Annotated in this window: 15 protein-coding genes; 1 reads left to right on the forward strand and 14 read right to left on the reverse strand. The window is 64.3% G+C overall.

The features are described 5' to 3' along the window. The 7 genes from GSQ90_RS14595 to GSQ90_RS14625 form a co-directional block, all read right to left on the reverse strand. Positions 1–690, reverse strand: a 690-nt coding sequence (locus GSQ90_RS14595) for a sugar phosphate isomerase/epimerase (RefSeq protein ID WP_158815582.1), incomplete at its 3' end; no start/stop codon positions are given. Between the two features lie 2 nt (positions 691–692). Next, entirely contained in the window at positions 693–1,697 is a 1,005-nt protein-coding gene (locus GSQ90_RS14600) for a fatty acid desaturase (protein WP_158815583.1), read from the reverse strand. A gap of 15 nt (positions 1,698–1,712) precedes the next feature. Continuing rightward, positions 1,713–2,513 (reverse strand): ABC transporter permease, encoded by an 801-nt coding sequence (locus GSQ90_RS14605; RefSeq protein WP_158815584.1) that lies wholly within the window; start codon positions 2,511–2,513, stop codon positions 1,713–1,715. Next, positions 2,510–3,457, reverse strand: coding sequence for an ABC transporter permease (locus tag GSQ90_RS14610; RefSeq protein WP_371418379.1), 948 nt, complete (start codon positions 3,455–3,457; stop codon positions 2,510–2,512). The genes GSQ90_RS14605 and GSQ90_RS14610 overlap by 4 nt, the downstream gene beginning before the upstream one ends. After that, positions 3,454–4,569, reverse strand: a complete 1,116-nt coding sequence (locus GSQ90_RS14615) for an ABC transporter substrate-binding protein (protein ID WP_158815585.1) — start codon at positions 4,567–4,569, stop codon at positions 3,454–3,456. The genes GSQ90_RS14610 and GSQ90_RS14615 overlap by 4 nt, the downstream gene beginning before the upstream one ends. Before the next feature lie 26 nt (positions 4,570–4,595). Then, a complete protein-coding gene (locus GSQ90_RS14620; protein ID WP_158815586.1) occupies positions 4,596–5,678 on the reverse strand; it encodes an ABC transporter ATP-binding protein in 1,083 nt (360 codons plus the stop codon). Between the two features lie 131 nt (positions 5,679–5,809). Beyond that, positions 5,810–6,712, reverse strand: a complete 903-nt coding sequence (locus GSQ90_RS14625) for a LysR substrate-binding domain-containing protein (RefSeq protein WP_158815587.1) — start codon at positions 6,710–6,712, stop codon at positions 5,810–5,812. 117 nt (positions 6,713–6,829) lie between these two features. Between GSQ90_RS14625 and GSQ90_RS14630 the strand changes: the two genes are divergently transcribed. Further along, positions 6,830–7,762, forward strand: a complete 933-nt coding sequence (locus tag GSQ90_RS14630; RefSeq protein WP_158815588.1) for a dimethylarginine dimethylaminohydrolase family protein — start codon at positions 6,830–6,832, stop codon at positions 7,760–7,762. 7 nt (positions 7,763–7,769) lie between these two features. Here GSQ90_RS14630 and GSQ90_RS14635 read toward each other — a convergent pair whose 3' ends face one another. The 7 genes from GSQ90_RS14635 to GSQ90_RS14665 form a co-directional block, all read right to left on the reverse strand. Then, positions 7,770–8,621 (reverse strand): dimethylarginine dimethylaminohydrolase family protein, encoded by an 852-nt coding sequence (locus GSQ90_RS14635; RefSeq protein WP_158815589.1) that lies wholly within the window; start codon positions 8,619–8,621, stop codon positions 7,770–7,772. Positions 8,622–8,732: 111 nt separating this feature from the next. Then, entirely contained in the window at positions 8,733–9,902 is a 1,170-nt protein-coding gene (locus GSQ90_RS14640) for an acyl-CoA dehydrogenase family protein (protein ID WP_158815590.1), read from the reverse strand. Then, positions 9,902–12,025, reverse strand: coding sequence for an acetate--CoA ligase family protein (locus GSQ90_RS14645; protein ID WP_158815591.1), 2,124 nt, complete (start codon positions 12,023–12,025; stop codon positions 9,902–9,904). The genes GSQ90_RS14640 and GSQ90_RS14645 overlap by 1 nt, the downstream gene beginning before the upstream one ends. Next, positions 12,022–13,065: an ABC transporter substrate-binding protein gene (locus GSQ90_RS14650; protein ID WP_158815592.1), complete on the reverse strand. Its 1,044-nt coding sequence runs from the start codon at positions 13,063–13,065 to the stop codon at positions 12,022–12,024. The genes GSQ90_RS14645 and GSQ90_RS14650 overlap by 4 nt, the downstream gene beginning before the upstream one ends. Before the next feature lie 14 nt (positions 13,066–13,079). After that, positions 13,080–14,132 (reverse strand): ABC transporter ATP-binding protein, encoded by a 1,053-nt coding sequence (locus GSQ90_RS14655; protein WP_158815593.1) that lies wholly within the window; start codon positions 14,130–14,132, stop codon positions 13,080–13,082. Continuing rightward, complete coding sequence (locus GSQ90_RS14660; protein ID WP_158815594.1) at positions 14,129–14,905, reverse strand: ABC transporter permease; 777 nt, start codon at positions 14,903–14,905, stop codon at positions 14,129–14,131. Before GSQ90_RS14660 ends, GSQ90_RS14655 begins: the two co-directional genes overlap by 4 nt. After that, on the reverse strand, positions 14,902–15,729 hold the full coding sequence (locus tag GSQ90_RS14665; protein WP_158815595.1) for an ABC transporter permease: 828 nt from the start codon (positions 15,727–15,729) through the stop codon (positions 14,902–14,904). Before GSQ90_RS14665 ends, GSQ90_RS14660 begins: the two co-directional genes overlap by 4 nt.

Raw genomic sequence — 15,729 nt, forward strand, 5'->3', positions numbered from 1 at the left:
CGCCTCGGCGCGCTCCCGCCATAGCGCAAAGCCAAGCCGCCACCAGTCGAGGAACGTGTCGATCCAGATCCGATGCTGGGGGAAATGCAACGGCAATTGCACCTGGCAACGGTTCGCCACCCGGCCCTGAAAGGAATCGGACCGCTCCAGGATGCGGCGGATATAGGCCTGATAATCAGCACTGATAGGCTGCATCATCTCGCGATCGACGACGTAATGCGAGAGATCGGCGCTCAGCCGCATTTCGGGGATCGCATCGAGCAACAACAGAGTCGAGAACAGGTCGTTAGTGATGCAGTTGCGATGCGTTTCGAACTGAATCGGAACGCCTTCTTCGTTCGAGAGGGTCAGCCAGGCTTTGATGACCGTGGCCATGTCCGCAACCGCAAGCGGCATGACCTGGCCGACGACGATCACAAAGGGCGAGCCGATGTCCTTGGCGAGGCGCAGAGCGGGACGCAGCTCTTCGACAGATCGCGGGAACGCCGTCAGCAGGCCGTTGAGGCCGGTGCGCGCGAATTCTGGAACCAGGCCGCGGGCGGCGTCGATGTCCATGGCGCCCAGATCGATCGCCATGCCGTCAAAGCCGGCCTCACGAACGCGGTCGAACCGTTCCGCGACCGGTCGCTCGGGCGCGCCGGGGCGCCGCAACTCCGTCGCCCATAGAGATTGATAGACGCGCAACGCCATCGTCAGGCCTGTTTGGCGGGCCGCAGGCGCGGCGCCACCGGTTCGAGATCCGTATCGTCGCTGATCCAGATCGCATCGTCGGCATAATCGGCTTCCGTACGCCCGTTCCAGAAGGCGCGCAGCACCGCCCATTGAAAAGAGAGATAGGACATCGTCGGCGGCTTGCGGCCGCTCTCTACGAAAATCTCGTTGTGCAATTTGGGCAAGGCGTAGCACGGCACGCCAGGAAAGGCGTGATGGGCGGTGTGGTACTGCATGTTCCAAGCGAGCCAGCGCATCAGCGCATTGGTGCGGGTGGTGCGCGTGTTCTCGGTGATAGCGTCGACGTGAGGCAGGCCGAGGTGCTCGATCGTGTTCTGCAATTGGTGCACGGGCTTCATCGCCAGCATCGGCAATAGCCAAAGCTGGACCGCCGCCCAACTCCCCGTGGCGATCGACAGAACGGCGATGAGCACATAACCGGCCAGGTGCCAGCGCGCTTCGCGGATCACTTCGGCTTTGCGCCCGTCGGGGATATAGGGCTCGCTCACGACGCCTAGGGAGAAGCGGATCACCCGGCGCACCCGCGTGTACCAATAGGTCGGCCCGAGTACCCAGAGAAGATAGGAGGTCAGCGTATAGCGTTCGCGCGCGAGTTCGCCGTCGCCTTCCCAATCCTGCGTATAGCGATGATGGGCGAAATGCTGGATCTGATCGAAATCTCTGGGGTAGATCAGGATGAAGCCAAACAACCGTCCGAAAATCTCGTTGAGCGCCTTCGTCTTGAACACCGTCCAGTGGCTGAGCTCATGCTGCCCCGCGTAGAGGAAATTGATCAGAATTCCATGCACGATGAAAACCGGAACGGCGAGCCACCCGCCCCAGGTCAGATAAAGCGCGGCGCCCGACAGAACGAGGGCGCCGAGGCGGGCGCCCACTTGCGCGAAGCCGCGCAGGTCGGATTTGACGCTGAGCGCTTTCAATCTGGCCGGGGCGATCAGGTCCCGCCGCCCAAAAACTTCATCCATGATCCGTCTCGCTCCTCAAGCAGGTTCGTGGCGCTGGAGCATCATGCGGCCCACAAGCGCGATGGTGGTGAGGGCGATCAGAACGACCGAAATGGCCGCGATCGCCGGGTCGATATTGTCGTGCACGCCCATCCACATCATGCGGGGAAGCGTGATGGCGTTGACGCTGGTCACGAACAGCGTGACGCCGATCTCCTCCCAGGAGAGCACGAAAGCCATTAAAGCCGCCGTCAGCACGCCGAAGCGGATATTGGGCAAGACGATCTTGAAGGCGCGCTGCAGCACCGTCGCGCCGAGCCCACGCGCCGCCAGATCGATGCGGCGATCGACCTGAGCCAGAGCCACCAGAATCAACACGACGGCGCAGGGCGTGATCATGACCACATGCGCGAGCGTCACGCCGAGCCAGGTGTCGTAGCCGACCGCCCCGCTCACCTGCGAGAGGCTGGTCAGGAAGAAATAAAGGATCATCGCCGAAACTACGGGCGGCACGATCATCGGCAGCAAGACGAAGCCGACCAGCAGCGCCGAAAGGGGCGGTTGGAACATCCAGATTCCGAGCGCGAAGGCGAGCGCCAAGGTCGTTGCGATCACGCTGCTGACGACGCCGATGCGCAGGCTGAGCAGGATGCTCTGGCCCCAGTCGGGATTGTCGATCAGATCGCGATAGTGGATCAGCGACAATTCGCCCGTCGGCATCGTGAGAAAGCGCGCCGGCGTGAGGGAAATCGGCACGACCGCGAGGAGCGGCAGCAACAGGAAAATCGCCACCAGACCGGCCATGACCAGCGCAATCGCGCTCGGACGCTGCCTCATCGGCCGCCTCCGATCATCGCGGGCCGGGCGAAGCGGAACAAAGCCGCCATGAGAGCGCCGACAATCAGCACAAGCACGACGCTGACCGCCGCGCCAAGGCCCCAGTCGGGGCTCTGGAACATCCGCAAATAAACGAGTTCGGCCACCATGATGCTGCGCCCGCCCCCGAGGATCGCCGGGGTGACGAAGAAGCCGAGCGTGAAGACGAAGACGATCAGCGCCGCGCCGATCAATCCCGAGGCGGTCATCGGCAGGAACACCCGCCAGAAGATGCGCAGCCGCGAAGCGCCGAGCCCGCGCGCCGCGAGCAGCACGCGTTCGTCGACCGACCGCATGGCGGAGGCCAGAGGGAAAGCCGCGAAGGGAATCAAAACATGCGTCATGCCGAGCACGACGCCGAACTCGTTGCGCGCGAGTTGAAGCGGGCTGTCGATCAGACCGGACGCCTGCAGCCAGGTATTGACGAGGCCGCGGCTGGAGAGCAGCGCCAACCAGCCGAAGGCGCGGGTCAAAACGGAGATCAGGAACGGAATGAGGATGCAAAGTTCGGTCAACCGCCGCTGCAACAGCGTTCCGCGCACCCACACATAGGCGATCGCATAAGCCGCCGTGACGGACACGAATGTCACGATCGCGCAGATGCGGAAGGTGCGCAGGAAAACCGACAGGACGAGCGGGTCGGTCGCAAGCCGCTCATATTGTCCGATTCCGGGCTTGGGAAGCGTAACGCTCCATTCCGCGACGCCGAGAAAGGGAATGACATAGACCAGCGCGAGGAACGCCAGCAGAGGCGCGATGAAGCAGAAGCCGATCCATCTGGAGGCGCGGCGCGGCGTCGCCTGCCTGCCCCATTCCGTTCGATGATCAGGGGCGAGGCTGACGGACGGCCCCTCTTCTTCCGCACGGGAGAAGGGGGCCGCCGCGGCCATAGGCCTCAGTCTCATGCGGAGATGATCTTCGTATAGCCGTCCAGCGCCGGGCCGTAATTATCGGCGTACCAAGGCATGTCGAGCGCGACCTGGCGCTTCATATTGGCGGGGTCGACCGGATTGTATTTCTTCTTTTCGGCCGGGATCAGCGCATCGGTCGCGGGATTGGCGGGCCCCTGACCCAGCGCGTCGAATATGATCAACTGCTTTTGCGGGTCGGAGGTGCTGGCGATGAACTTCATCGCCGCTTCCTTGCCGCCGGGATTGTTCTTGATCACCGCCAGGGCGCCCGGCGAGATCAACCCCTGATCCCAGATGAATTTGACCTGGCCGCCTGAATCCTTGTCGAGCAACGAGGCGCGGGTCGACCAGATGATGGCCATGGAAGCGTCGCCGCTCAGCATCACCTGCTGGCTTTCCGCGCCGCCGCCCCAATAGGAAACGACGTTCTCTTTGAACGCGGCGATCTTGTCGTGGGCGCGTTTCAGGTCGAGCGGATAGAGTTTTTCCGGCGCGACCCCGTCGGCCAGCAGCGCCGCCTCCCACATGCCCGCGCCCCATTTATACATCGAGCGCTTGCCGGGATATTTCTTGACGTCGAAGAAATCAGCCATGCCCGTCGGCGGATTGGCGCCGAATTTCTTGGCGTCATAAGCGATGACGTAGGAGAAGAAATAGGTCGAAGCCGCATAGTCCCAGTTGAAGCCCGGCCGCATCTTGGATTTGTCGACGATCGCATAGTCGATCGGCTCGATCATTCCCTGTTTGCCGAGGGATATCGCGGAGAACGGATCAGCGTCGACGAGGTCCCAGGTCGGCTTGCCGCTCTTGAACTGCGCGGTGATGGCGCCCTCGGTCGGCCCTGTGCCGTCTTCCTTGACGGTGATGCCCGTCGCCTTGAGGAAAGACTGGCCGTAAGCCTGATCATAAGCCTTCAGGGCGTCGCCGCCCCAATTGACCAGGACGAGCTGCTGATCGGCGGCCCTGGCGCCGCCAGCGCGGAGCGCCAATGGCGCGCCGGCAAGCATCATGGCGGCGAGTTGTGTGAAACGCCGGCGGCTGATCTCGCCGCGTTCGACCTTGGCGGCGAGGATGTCGAGACAATCTTTTTGAAAAGCGTCGTTCATATCGGGCTCCTGCGGTTAAGAGGGGATCAGCGTCCTTCCGGAAGAAGGAAGCCTTTGTCCATGGGCCAGGTGACCCAAAGGTCGGGGCCGTTGGTGAGCGCTTTGGCGGCGGTCTCGGTCGGCAGAGTGACGATGATCCGCGTGCCGCCGCGCGTGGCGAGGCCGAGGCGCATCGCCGAACCCAGATAAGTCGTCGCAATGATCGACGCCGCGACGCCGTTGGCGTCGCGCGGACAACCGTCCGCCAGGGACATATGCTCTGGACGGATCGCCAGGGTTCCCGCGCCGCCGGCGTGTTCCTGGCGCGGCCCCGTCAGGCGAGCGCCCTCGAACGAGCCGCCCGTGCCGATGCTGCAATCGCCGATGTTCTCGACGGGCAGAAGATTGATCTCGCCAAGGAATTCGGCGACGAAGCGGTTCGCGGGGCGCTCGTAAACATCCTGCGGCGTCGCGACCTGCAGCAATTCGCCGTGATTGAAGATCGCGATCCGCGACGAGAGCGACAAGGCCTCGCTCTGGTCGTGCGTGACGAAGATGAACGTCGTTCCGAAGTCCTGATGCAGCCGCTTCACCTCATCCTGCATCCGGCCGCGCAGATGCTTGTCGAGCGCCGAAAAAGGCTCGTCGAGCAACAGAACGGACGGCTCAAAGACAAGCGCGCGGGCGAGCGCCACGCGCTGCTGCTGGCCGCCCGACAATTGCGCGGGCAGTTTCTTTTCGTGCCCGGTCAGGCCGACGCGCTGAATCATCTCGGCGACGCGGCGGCCGACGGCGTCGCGCGACATCTTCCTGACCTGAAGCGGGAAGGCGATGTTCTGCTCCACATTCATATGTGGGAACAAAGCATAGCCCTGGAACACCATGCCGAAAGACCGCGCCTCGGCGCTCCTGGCGGTGATGTCGACGCCCTCGCTCATCAGGCGCCCGCTCGTCGCCTGTTCAAAGCCGGCGAGGATCATCAGAAAGGTGGTTTTGCCGGAGCCTGAAGGACCGAGCAGCGTCAGAAACTCGCCGCGGCCGATATCGAGCGACACGTCTTTCAGCGCGCGGAACGCCCCATAGGACTTACCAATGCCGATCGCGTTGAGGCCGACAGCTCGCGTATCCACGCCATTCGCTCTCCATGCCGAACTCAAGCAGACTAGCGAGCAACAACGCTCACGACAAACGAAGAATCATGCAGGTTGGATCAAATTAGATTCACGGCATCGCCTAGCCTTTGAGCAAGATTGCCGGGCGATTAAGCAGGGCGCAGCACGATTGCCGTTTGTACGAGCTTGGACCTCAGCCAGTCCGAAAAGGCGAGCGTTGCCGGATTGGCGACGCGATGCTGCTCCATCACGAGATAATAGGCCTGGCGCGAACGAATGGCGAGATCGAACGGGCGGACGAGCCTGCCCGTGTCCAGCGCCTGCCGGCACGTCAGTTCGTCGCCCATCGCAATGCCCTGCCCTGCGGTCGCGGCGGCGAGCACAAGGTTCATGTCCGAGAAAGTCACGCCCTGGCCGAGGTTGGGCCGAACGACTCCGGCGGCCTTGAACCAGCGCGCCCAGTCGTCGTCGTCTTCAAGGTGCAGCAGCACCGTTCGGAACACGTCCGACGGTTCGCTGAGCCCGCCGATCCGATTGAGCAGGACGGGACTGCACAGCGGCGTGAATTCCACCTCGCTCAACAATTCCACCGCGCATTTCGGCCAGGCGCCAACGCCATAGGCGATGAAGGCGTCGACCTCGGGATTCGTGACATCGTCCAGCCTCAACGGCGTTACGATGCGCAGCGCCACATCCGGATAAAGCTGCTTGAATTCCCCGACATGGGTGCAGAGCCAGAGCGAGGCGAAGCCCGGCGTGCAACTGATGGTCAGCGATCCTCTGATGCCCTTGTCGCCATATTGCACCGCCGCGTCGCCCAGCAGTGTCAGCGCCTTGCGCACATCGACGGCATAGCGCTGGCCCTGCGGCGTCAGCGAGACGCCTTTGCCCGCGCGCTTCAAGAGGTCAAAGCCAAGATCCTGTTCGAGGAAGCGCAATTGATGGCTGACCGCGCTGCGCGTGAGATGAAGCTCCTCGGCGGCCCGCCAGACGCTGCCGTAGCGCGCGAAGGCGTCAAGCGCCCGCAGCGCTTGAGTCGAGGGAACGCGCATGGACTCTCCTGGCGTGAAGAAAATTTGCGTAATCAGCGAAAAACCATCGCTTTCCGCTACCTCGATTCACCTCTTATGCTGACGCCACCCTCTCTTCAAGCCCCGCGAAGCCGAGCCATGACCCGCCACGAACGTATTGTTTCCGAACCTTTTACGCTGCGACGCCGCGATCCCCTGGGCGGTACGAAGCCGCTGACCCATTGGGGCTTTCGCAACGAAACGGACGCGTTGACCGATGTGTTGCTGGGCTCGCCCGACCACCTCAGACATCTCGCGACGAGTTCACTGTCGCGCAAGCATTTGCGCGACGCGCCCTGCAATCTCCAGCTTGCGCAGGCTCAGCACAAGGATCTCGTCGACGCCTATCGGCATTTTGGCGTCGCCATTCATTGGCACGAGCCCGAACCGGAATTGCCGATGCAGGTCTACGCCCGCGATTCCAGCGTCATGACGCCCTATGGCGCAATCATCACGGCGATGGCGAACTGGTGGCGGCGTGGCGAGAATTACGCCGCCATCCGAACCTATGAAAGGTTGGGCGTTCCGATCTACGACATGGTGACGTCAGGCGCTTTCGAGGGCGGCGACTTCAACGTCATCGAGGAAGGCTGCGTATTGATCGGCTGCGGCGGCGCGCGCACGCAGGAAGAAGGCGCGCGGCAGGTGGAGGAATGGTTTCGGCGCGAAGGCTGGGAAACGCGCCTCGCCTTCATCGACGAATATTATGTTCACATCGATCTCATGGTCGTGCCAATCGCCCCGAAACTGACGGCGGTCTGTCTCGCTTGCACGGATACCGGCATCGTCGACTGGTTGAAGAGCAAGCGCCACGAGATCATCGACGTGCCGTTTCAGGACACGATGGCGCTTGGCTGCAATTTCATGTCTCTGGGCCGCGACCGCGTGATCGCGCCCTCGTCAAGCCGGGCGCTCATCGGCCAATTGCGCGCGCGCGGCTTCGAAGTCGCCGAGGTCGACACGGACGAAATTTCGAAGACGGGCGGCGGCGTGCATTGCATGGCGCAGGCCCTGCGGCGCACCGCAATCTAACGTCGCGCTAGATCGGAGCGCGCCTCAAAGGCATCGTCATGCAATGCACGCTGCCGCCGCCGGCGGCGAAGAGGTCGAGTTCAGGGTCGTGAACGGTAATTCCCTCGGCCCGAAGCGCCGCGTTGATGCGGCTGCTGTGGCGGGGCGAGATGACGCGATCGCCGCCGAGCGCCAGAAGATTGCAACTCATCGCCATGACCTCGCGATAGGTCGCCTCAATTACACGGATGCCCTGCGCTTTGAGCCAATCAGCGAAGGGGTCGCCGAGCACTTCAATGCACGCCACAGCGAGCCCATCCGTCGCCATGCAGAACAGGACATCGAGGTGAAGAAAATGTTCGGCGAAAGGTTGAAGGCGCGCCTCCCAGCCCGCATCCTTAAACCAGCCCGCAAATTGCGTCGCGCCTTCTCTGGTGGTGCGCACGCCTGACCAACCCACGAGAAGCAGCCCGGGCCGGATGATGTGGATGTCGCCCCCCTCGATCGCGCCCACGCTGCAGTAGCGCCAGAAGCCGTCTTTCGCGCCATGAAACCGGAGAATGGAAGCGGCTTCGCCGCGCCTGGCGGGCAGAGCGAGTTGCGTCAGCGCCGGCCCCCAGGGCGTCGTCTGGCTCGAGTCGCGGGTATAGACCTGATAAGGCAAATGCGGTTCGGGCTCGATGTAATGGCGCTGCACGCCAGCCTGATCGAGTGCGTCTTCCAATTGGCGGAACTGGCTGTGCAGCTTCTGCGCGTCGATCTGGCGGCCGGACCCCAACGTCTCGACGGCGACCGCGTTTGTCTCGATCCACTTATAGAAGTCCGGCGGACAGAGCAGCACATCGGTCAGGACGCCCGTTTCGGAATCGATGGACCACATCAAAAATCGTCTCCAGTCTTCCCCAAAAACGCCGACAGCGTGCAGGCTTCATGCGCACAGATCAACGGAATTTTCTTCAGGCGTTTGCGCATCCGTTTCAACACGACGCGCTTAGTCCCAGCCTGTGAAGATGTCGGTTCCGCGTTTACGCAATTGACCGCCGATGATCACGCGCTGGATTTCAGAGGTTCCTTCCCAGATGCGATCGACTCGCACCTCGCGATTGAGCCGCTCCACGGCGTTCTCGCGCATATAGCCGCGCCCGCCGAAAATCTGCACGGCCTTGTCGAGCACGCGGCCGGCCATCTCGGAAGCCTGAAGCTTCAGCGCGCTCGCCCGCGCATGGACGAGTTTGCGATCGACGCCGCTGTCGATTTCCCAGGATACGCGGTAGACAAGGCTTTTCGTCGCCATGATCTCGACCGCCATGTCGGCGAGCATGAATTCGATCGCCTGGAAATCGCGGATGGCGCGGCCAAACTGATGCCGTTCGCTCGCCCATGCGTTGGCAAGCTCGAAGGCGCGAATCGCGGCGCCCAATGTATTCGCCGCGATCTGCAGCCGGGCCTCGACGAACCAGTCCTTCGTCAATTCGAGCCCGCCGCCGACCGCGCCGAGAACCTGGCCATCGCCGACCTCGACATTCTCGAATACGAATTCGGGATGACCGAACACATAGGTGTGCGTGAACTTGGGTTCGCGCGCGATGCGCACGCCCGGCAACGCCTTGTCGACGAGAAACAAGGTCGGTTTGTCGGGATCGCCGTCGACATTGGCGTGGACGATCAAATAGTCGGCGACGTCGCCCGAGGTCACGAACCATTTCTCGCCATTGAGGACGAAGCGCCCGTCGCGCATGTCGGCGCGGGTGAGAATTGTGCGCGGGTCTGAGCCCGCGCCGGGCTCGGTGACAGCGACGCAGGCGCGCCGCTCCATGAGGCAGCTCGGCCTGAGATAAGCGTCGATTTGCTGTTGTGTGCCGTGTTTCAGCGCCACCGCCGGATGGGGCACGATCGCCCAAAGGGCGCCCGTCGCCTTGCCAAGCTCCTCGCCGATCAGCGTCTGTTCAAGCTGCGAGCAACCCTGACCGCCGACCTCCCTGGCGTGGTTGACGCCGTTGAGGCCATGTTCCCTGACGGCGCGCCGCAAACGGTCGAGCGTGGCGGCCGGCAGCGAACCGTTCATCTCCAGTTCGATCTCATGCGGAAACAAATGCTCCTCCGCGAAAGCCTTGGCGCGACGGCGCCAGTTCAACGCCTCGGACGGCAGAGAAAGATCCATCAATTGATCTCCGGTTCGGCGACGATGAGCGCGTCGAGGGCGACAATGTCAGCGCCCGCGATAAGCGGGTTGACGTCGATCTCAGCGATCAGATCGGCGAGTTCAGCCGCCAGCACGGAGAACAGGGCGACGATCTCGGCCAGGCGCTCCATATCGACGGCGCCGCCGCCGCGATAGCCGTTGAGCAAGCGCCGGAGCTTGAGGCCATCGAGCAGCCGGCGCGCCGTCGCTCTCCCGAACGGCGCGAGCGCGGCGCGCCGGTCGTCGAGCAGTTCGACCAATGTGCCACCCGCGCCGACGGTGACGACGGGACCGAATTGGGGATCGCGGATCATGCCCAGCGACAGTTCGACGCCGCGTTGCGCCATCGGCGCGATCAGCGCGCGCGGGCCGAGCCTGGCCGCCAAATCGTCATAGGCGTCGCGCAGGGCCTGTTCGTCGGTAAGACCAAGCCGCACGCCGCCGACATCGGATTTATGCAGCAGCCCCCGCTCGGCCGTCTTGCAGGCGACGGGATAGCCAAGTTTGGCAGCCGCTCGACGCGCCTCATCGAAATTTGCAACCACAATATGCGGGATCGCTGGCGCCCCCCAGGCTTCGAGCAGCGACAGGCTTGTCGCTTCGTCGAGCGGTCCGGCGCCTTGCCGCAACCGCGCGCGGGCGCGTTCGCGATCCGCCGCGCGCGCGGCGGGAGGCGAGGGCGGCGGATCGAAGGGCCGCGCCTGGAAGTCGCGATAGGCGAAGGCGCCGCGCACCGCGGCGAGCGCGTTCGCGGTGCCGTCGAGCACGGGCACTCCCGCGCGCGTGAGTTCGAGCGCAAGCGCTTCGTGGCGGACCTGCGTGTAATTGGTGGCGACGGCGACAATCTTGTCCGAAGCGCGCGCGGCCGCGAGCGCGGCGTCGGCGAAACCGCGATGCAGGTAATAGCCGTCGCGAAGATCGGCGTTGAGCAATCCGAGCGCGGCGTCGGAATCGGCGAGAAGATCGCCGAGGCAATCGGTGAAACAGGCGACAAAATCCGCACCCGAGCCCCAGGCGTCGAGCGGATTCGCGGCTTCGAGACCATGCTCCAGCCGCCCGGCGATCGCGGCCTTCGTCGCCTGCGAGATCGCGGCGAAGGGGACGCCGGCGCGCTCGGCCAGATCAATCATCAATTCACGCTCGCCGCCGGAATCGCCGATCGTGACAAGGCCGCCCCGTCTGACAGGGCGCTCGGTGGACAGAAGCAAAAGGGTGGCGGCAAGTTCGTCGAGCGTCTCGACCCGGATCACGCCATAGCGATCGAACAAGGCGGAATAAGCAAGGTCGCTGCCCGCCAGCGCCCCCGTATGCGTGAGCGCGCCTGCCGCCGCCGCCTCGGTACGGCCGACTTTGAGCGCGACGACGGGGACGCCGCGTTCGGCCGCGCGCTCGAGCGCCCGCGCGAAGCCCCGCGGATCGCGCGCCGATTCGAGGAACAGGCCGACCACCTTCACCTCCGGCCGTTCGACGGCATAGGCGATGTAGTCGGCGACCGTCGCCGTCGCCTCGCCGCCGGGCGACACGGCGAGGGCGAAGCGCAGACGCGGATCGTTATGCGCAAGCGCGCCAAAGACGCTGCCGGAATGAGCGATGAAGGCGATCGAGCCCGGCGCCGGCTGACGCGGGCTGGGAAAGCCGCACACCCAGACCCCGTCGAGGTCGTTGTAGAAGCCCATGCAGTTCGGTCCGCAGATCGGAATGCGGGCCGCCCGCGCGAGCCGGGCGAGCCGTTGCGCAAGCGGGGAATCGCCGTCGTCCGGCAAGAGGCCGGAGGCGAAGATGACGGCCGCCTTCGCGCCGGCCGCGATGGCGGCGGCGAGCGCGCCCTCCAGCCGCTCGTTCCTGACCGACAATACGGCGAGATCGGGAGGAGCCGGGAGATCGGCGAGACTGCGGACGCAGGGATAGCCCTCGATCTCGCCGCCCTTCGGATTCACGGCATGAACAATGCCGGTAAAGCCGCCGCGACGGATCATCCGCATCATATCGTGGCCCGGCGTATTCGGCCGCGCGCTCGCCCCGACGAACGCGATGCTGCGCGGGGCGAGGAGCGGCGTCAGGAACGCCGCGCTTTTGGAGAGCGTCATATCGGCGCCGATCATTCGAGCTGCATGCGGTTCCAATCGTTTTCATATTTCGCGGAATAGAGGGCCGCCTGCTCCTCGTTGAGGATCAGCATGTTCTTGATATTTTCGGGCGCCGTGACGATGAACTTGCGCTGCTCGGGCGTCCCTTTCGCCGCGGCGTCTGCGAGCACCGGCCCGTAGGTGCCCAGATCGAGGAGGCGCGCCTGCGCTTCGGGCGAGATCGCGTAATTGATCGCCTCCATGACGAGCTTGGCGTTGGGCGTCCCTTTCGGGATGACCCAGGCATTGCCCCAGGCGATGCCGTCTTCATAGGTCATCGCGACGGGAGCGTTCTCCTTGATGATGGCGAGCACGCGTCCCGACCAGGCCGACGACATCGCAAGTTCGCCCGTCGAGAGGAGTTGCGGCGGCTGCGCGCCGGCCGTCCACCACACTTTCACATTCGGCTTGAGCTCGCGAATCTTGTCCATGGCGAGTTTCACCTTGTCCTCGGTGACAGGATAGATGTCCGCATGCGGCGTGCCGGCGGCCAGAAGAGCAGCCTCGTAATTATAGTAGAAGGGCTTGTAGAGCCCGCGCGGACCGGGGAAGTTTTTGACGTCCCAAAAGTCCTTCCAGGATTTCGGTCCTTTGCCTTCCGGAAACGCTTTGGTGTTCCAGGCGACGACAGTGGCGCCCGTGGAGGTGAAGATGCCCTTGGGCGCCACCCAGCTTGGGTCGAGCGCCTTGGCGTTCGGGATCAGCGACATGTCGAGCGTCTCGAGCAGATCGGCGCCCTGCCAGATGAAGCGGCCGCCAACGTCGACGAGATCCCATTCGGGCTGGCCTGATTCCACCATCGCCTTCAGCTTGGCGTAGTTGGTGGGCGAGGCCGCCACGACCTCAAAGCCCCTCGTTTTGCCGAAGGGATCGAGCAGCGCCGACTTTTCAAGGTCGCTGAGCGCGCCGCCCCACGAGCAGAACGTGAGTTTCGTCGTATCGGCTTGGGCGCGGCCTATCAAACTTGTCATGGCGCCGGCCGCACCGGCGGCGATCAAATGTCGTCTTGTCAGCATGATGTTTTCCTCCCCTACGATGTTTCCGGCAAGATCGAGACGCGCTCCCGATCCCAACCGATCTCAATCTCGTCGCCAGCGGGCGCATCCGAGCTGAAGAGCCGCGACCAAAGCTCGGCGCCGCTCGGCAAGACGAGCCTGAGCGCCGCGATCTCTCCAAGGAACAGGCGCTCGACGATTCGCGCCGGCTGCCCGCCGGCGACCAGCCGGACATGTTCCGGCCGGATCAGCGCGCATGCGGCCTCGGCCATTCGCAGCCCTTGCGCCGCATATCCCTCGATCGGAGCGGCAAGACCTTGCGCGCTGAGCATCGCGCGCCCGTCCCCCAGCTCCGCGACGCGGCCGACAATCAGGTTCGATTCGCCGAGGAAGCGCGCGACGAAGCTGTCGACGGGCCGGCTGTAAAGCTCTCGCGCCGTGCCGAGTTGCACCAGGCGGCCGCCGCGCAATACGGCGATGCGGTCCGACATGACGAGCGCCTCTTCCTGGTCATGGGTCACATAGAGCGTGGTGCGCGGACGGGCGACGTGCATCCGCCGGATCTCGATCTGCACCTCTTTGCGCAATTGCTTGTCGAGCGCGCCGAGCGGCTCGTCCATCAAGAGGATGTCGGGCTCGATCGCCATGGCGCGCGCCAACGCCACCCGCTGCTGCTGGCCGCCGGACAGACTGCGTATCGACCGGCCGCCAAAGCCATCGAGACGCACCGCCTGCAGGGCGTCTTTTACCCGTTGCGCCAGTTCGGCTCGCGCAGTCCTGCGGACCCGCAGCCCATACGCGACATTCTCGAAGACGTCGAGATGCTGGAACAGCGCATAGTTCTGAAACACCATGCCGATATTGCGCCGGCGCGGGGGCGCGGCGGTGACGTCGCGTCCCGCGACGAAGAGCGCGCCGGCTGTCGGCTCGATATAGCCCGCGCAGATGTTGAGAAGCGTCGACTTGCCCGAGCCCGATGGTCCGAGGAAACTGATGAATTCGCCCGACGCGATCTCGAGGTCGAGCGGGAACAGCGCCTCCGCGACGCCGTAACGCTTGGCGATGCCGCGAAAGGCGACCGCGCTCATGCCGTCCTCCGCGTCACGAGCCGTCCCATCGCCGAGCCGATGACGGCAAGGATGATCATGATGGTCGCAGCGACCGCGACCACGGGCGTATATTCGACGCGCACCTCTTCCCAGATGCGCACAGGCAGCGTCTTGACGCTGGGGCCCGCGAGGAAGACGGCGAGCACCACTTCATCGAAGGAGGTGACGAAGGCGAAGATGCCGCCGCCCAGCATGCCTGGCAAGATCGACGGCAAGGTCACTGTGCGGAAAACGCGCCAGGGGCTTGCGCCAAGCCCGCTCGCCGCCAGAGCCAGACGCGGATCGAGCCCTGCAACCGAGACGCCGACATTCAAGACGACATAAGGCAGCGCGAGCATCGTGTGGGCGAGCACGAGGCCGATCGTACTCCCCACCAGACCGAGCGAGCGGGCGAGCGCGTAGAGCCCGACTGCGAGCACGATCACGGGCGCGACCATCGGCCCCAAGAAGAGGCCGGTGGCGAGCGCTCTCATGCGCGGCCCAAGCCTCAAGAGGCCAAGCGCCGCCGAGGTTCCTGTCGTCACCGACAGGAGACACGAGAGCGCCGCGACTTCAAGGCTCGTCAGGAGCGCGCGAATCCATGACGCATCTCCGAAAAAGACGCCCCACCAGCGCACCGACCAGTCCTGCGGCGGCAGTTGCAGAAAACTCTGTTCGCTGAACGCCAGCGGCGCGACCGCGAGAACCGGTATGACGATCGCGGCGGCCAGCAGCGCCGCAAAAGCCTTGGTCCAGGCCCCGGCGGGCGTCACCCGACCTCCGACAATGCGCTGACCGGCACGAAGCGGCCCGCAAGGCCGATCACTGCGAGCGCCATGGCGAGCAACGTCATCGAAGCGGCGGCCGCGAGCGGCCAATCGAGTCGTTCGTTGACAAAGGAATCGATCAGCATCGAGATCGTGGTGTCGGATGGGCCGCCAAGCAAAGCGGGCGTCACGAAGAAGCCGAGCGACAGGAGGAAGGTGAAGGTCGCGGCGGTGGCGAGCCCACGCGCCGACAGCGGCAGCAGCACGCGCCTGAAGGTCGTCACGCGCGAAGCGCCAAGCCCGCCGCTTGCGCGCAGCAAAGCAGGGTCGATGCGCGACAGCGCCGCATAGATTGGCAATATTGCATAGGGAAGCAGCACATGCACCATGCCGATCGCGACGCCCGGAAAGGCGAAAAGGAGCGGCAGCGGCTGATCGACGATCCCAAGCGCAGCGAGGAAGCGATTGAGGGGGCCGTTCCTTTCCAGGATCAACATCCAGGAGAACGTCCGCACCAGCACGCTGATCCACAAAGGCAGGACGACGCAGGCGAAGACGATGGCGCGCCAGCCCGCCTCAAGCCGCATCAGCGCGAGCGAGAGCGCAAAGCCGATGGCGAGGCTCGCGACCGAAACGACAAGCGCCAACACAAGAGTATTCCTCAGCACCACGCGATAGACGTCGACCGTCGCCAGTTCGCGATAGGCCGCCAGCGGACCCGCCGGCGAAGAGAAACTCAAGATCGCGAGGCGGATCAAAGGCGCAACGAAGCCCAAAGCGATGATCGCCATGGCCGGCGTCAGCAGCAACGCGGCGACAGCGACCCGCAT

Source organism: Methylocapsa sp. S129, from assembly GCF_009765995.1.
Classification (GTDB): Bacteria; Pseudomonadota; Alphaproteobacteria; order Rhizobiales; family Beijerinckiaceae; genus Roseiarcus.

Excerpts from the sequence above, each read along its gene's own strand:
- GSQ90_RS14600 (WP_158815583.1), bottom strand. The coding sequence starts at position 1,697 with ATGGATGAAGTTTTTGGGCGGCGGGACCTGATCGCCCCGGCCAGATTG.
- GSQ90_RS14605 (WP_158815584.1), bottom strand. The coding sequence starts at position 2,513 with ATGAGGCAGCGTCCGAGCGCGATTGCGCTGGTCATGGCCGGTCTGGTG.
- GSQ90_RS14610 (WP_371418379.1), bottom strand. The coding sequence starts at position 3,457 with ATGAGACTGAGGCCTATGGCCGCGGCGGCCCCCTTCTCCCGTGCGGAA.
- GSQ90_RS14615 (WP_158815585.1), bottom strand. The coding sequence starts at position 4,569 with ATGAACGACGCTTTTCAAAAAGATTGTCTCGACATCCTCGCCGCCAAG.
- GSQ90_RS14625 (WP_158815587.1), bottom strand. The coding sequence starts at position 6,712 with ATGCGCGTTCCCTCGACTCAAGCGCTGCGGGCGCTTGACGCCTTCGCG.
- GSQ90_RS14630 (WP_158815588.1), top strand. The coding sequence starts at position 6,830 with ATGACCCGCCACGAACGTATTGTTTCCGAACCTTTTACGCTGCGACGC.
- GSQ90_RS14635 (WP_158815589.1), bottom strand. The coding sequence starts at position 8,621 with ATGTGGTCCATCGATTCCGAAACGGGCGTCCTGACCGATGTGCTGCTC.
- GSQ90_RS14640 (WP_158815590.1), bottom strand. The coding sequence starts at position 9,902 with ATGGATCTTTCTCTGCCGTCCGAGGCGTTGAACTGGCGCCGTCGCGCC.
- GSQ90_RS14645 (WP_158815591.1), bottom strand. The coding sequence starts at position 12,025 with ATGATCGGCGCCGATATGACGCTCTCCAAAAGCGCGGCGTTCCTGACG.
- GSQ90_RS14650 (WP_158815592.1), bottom strand. The coding sequence starts at position 13,065 with ATGCTGACAAGACGACATTTGATCGCCGCCGGTGCGGCCGGCGCCATG.
- GSQ90_RS14655 (WP_158815593.1), bottom strand. The coding sequence starts at position 14,132 with ATGAGCGCGGTCGCCTTTCGCGGCATCGCCAAGCGTTACGGCGTCGCG.
- GSQ90_RS14665 (WP_158815595.1), bottom strand. The coding sequence starts at position 15,729 with ATGCGGGTCGCTGTCGCCGCGTTGCTGCTGACGCCGGCCATGGCGATC.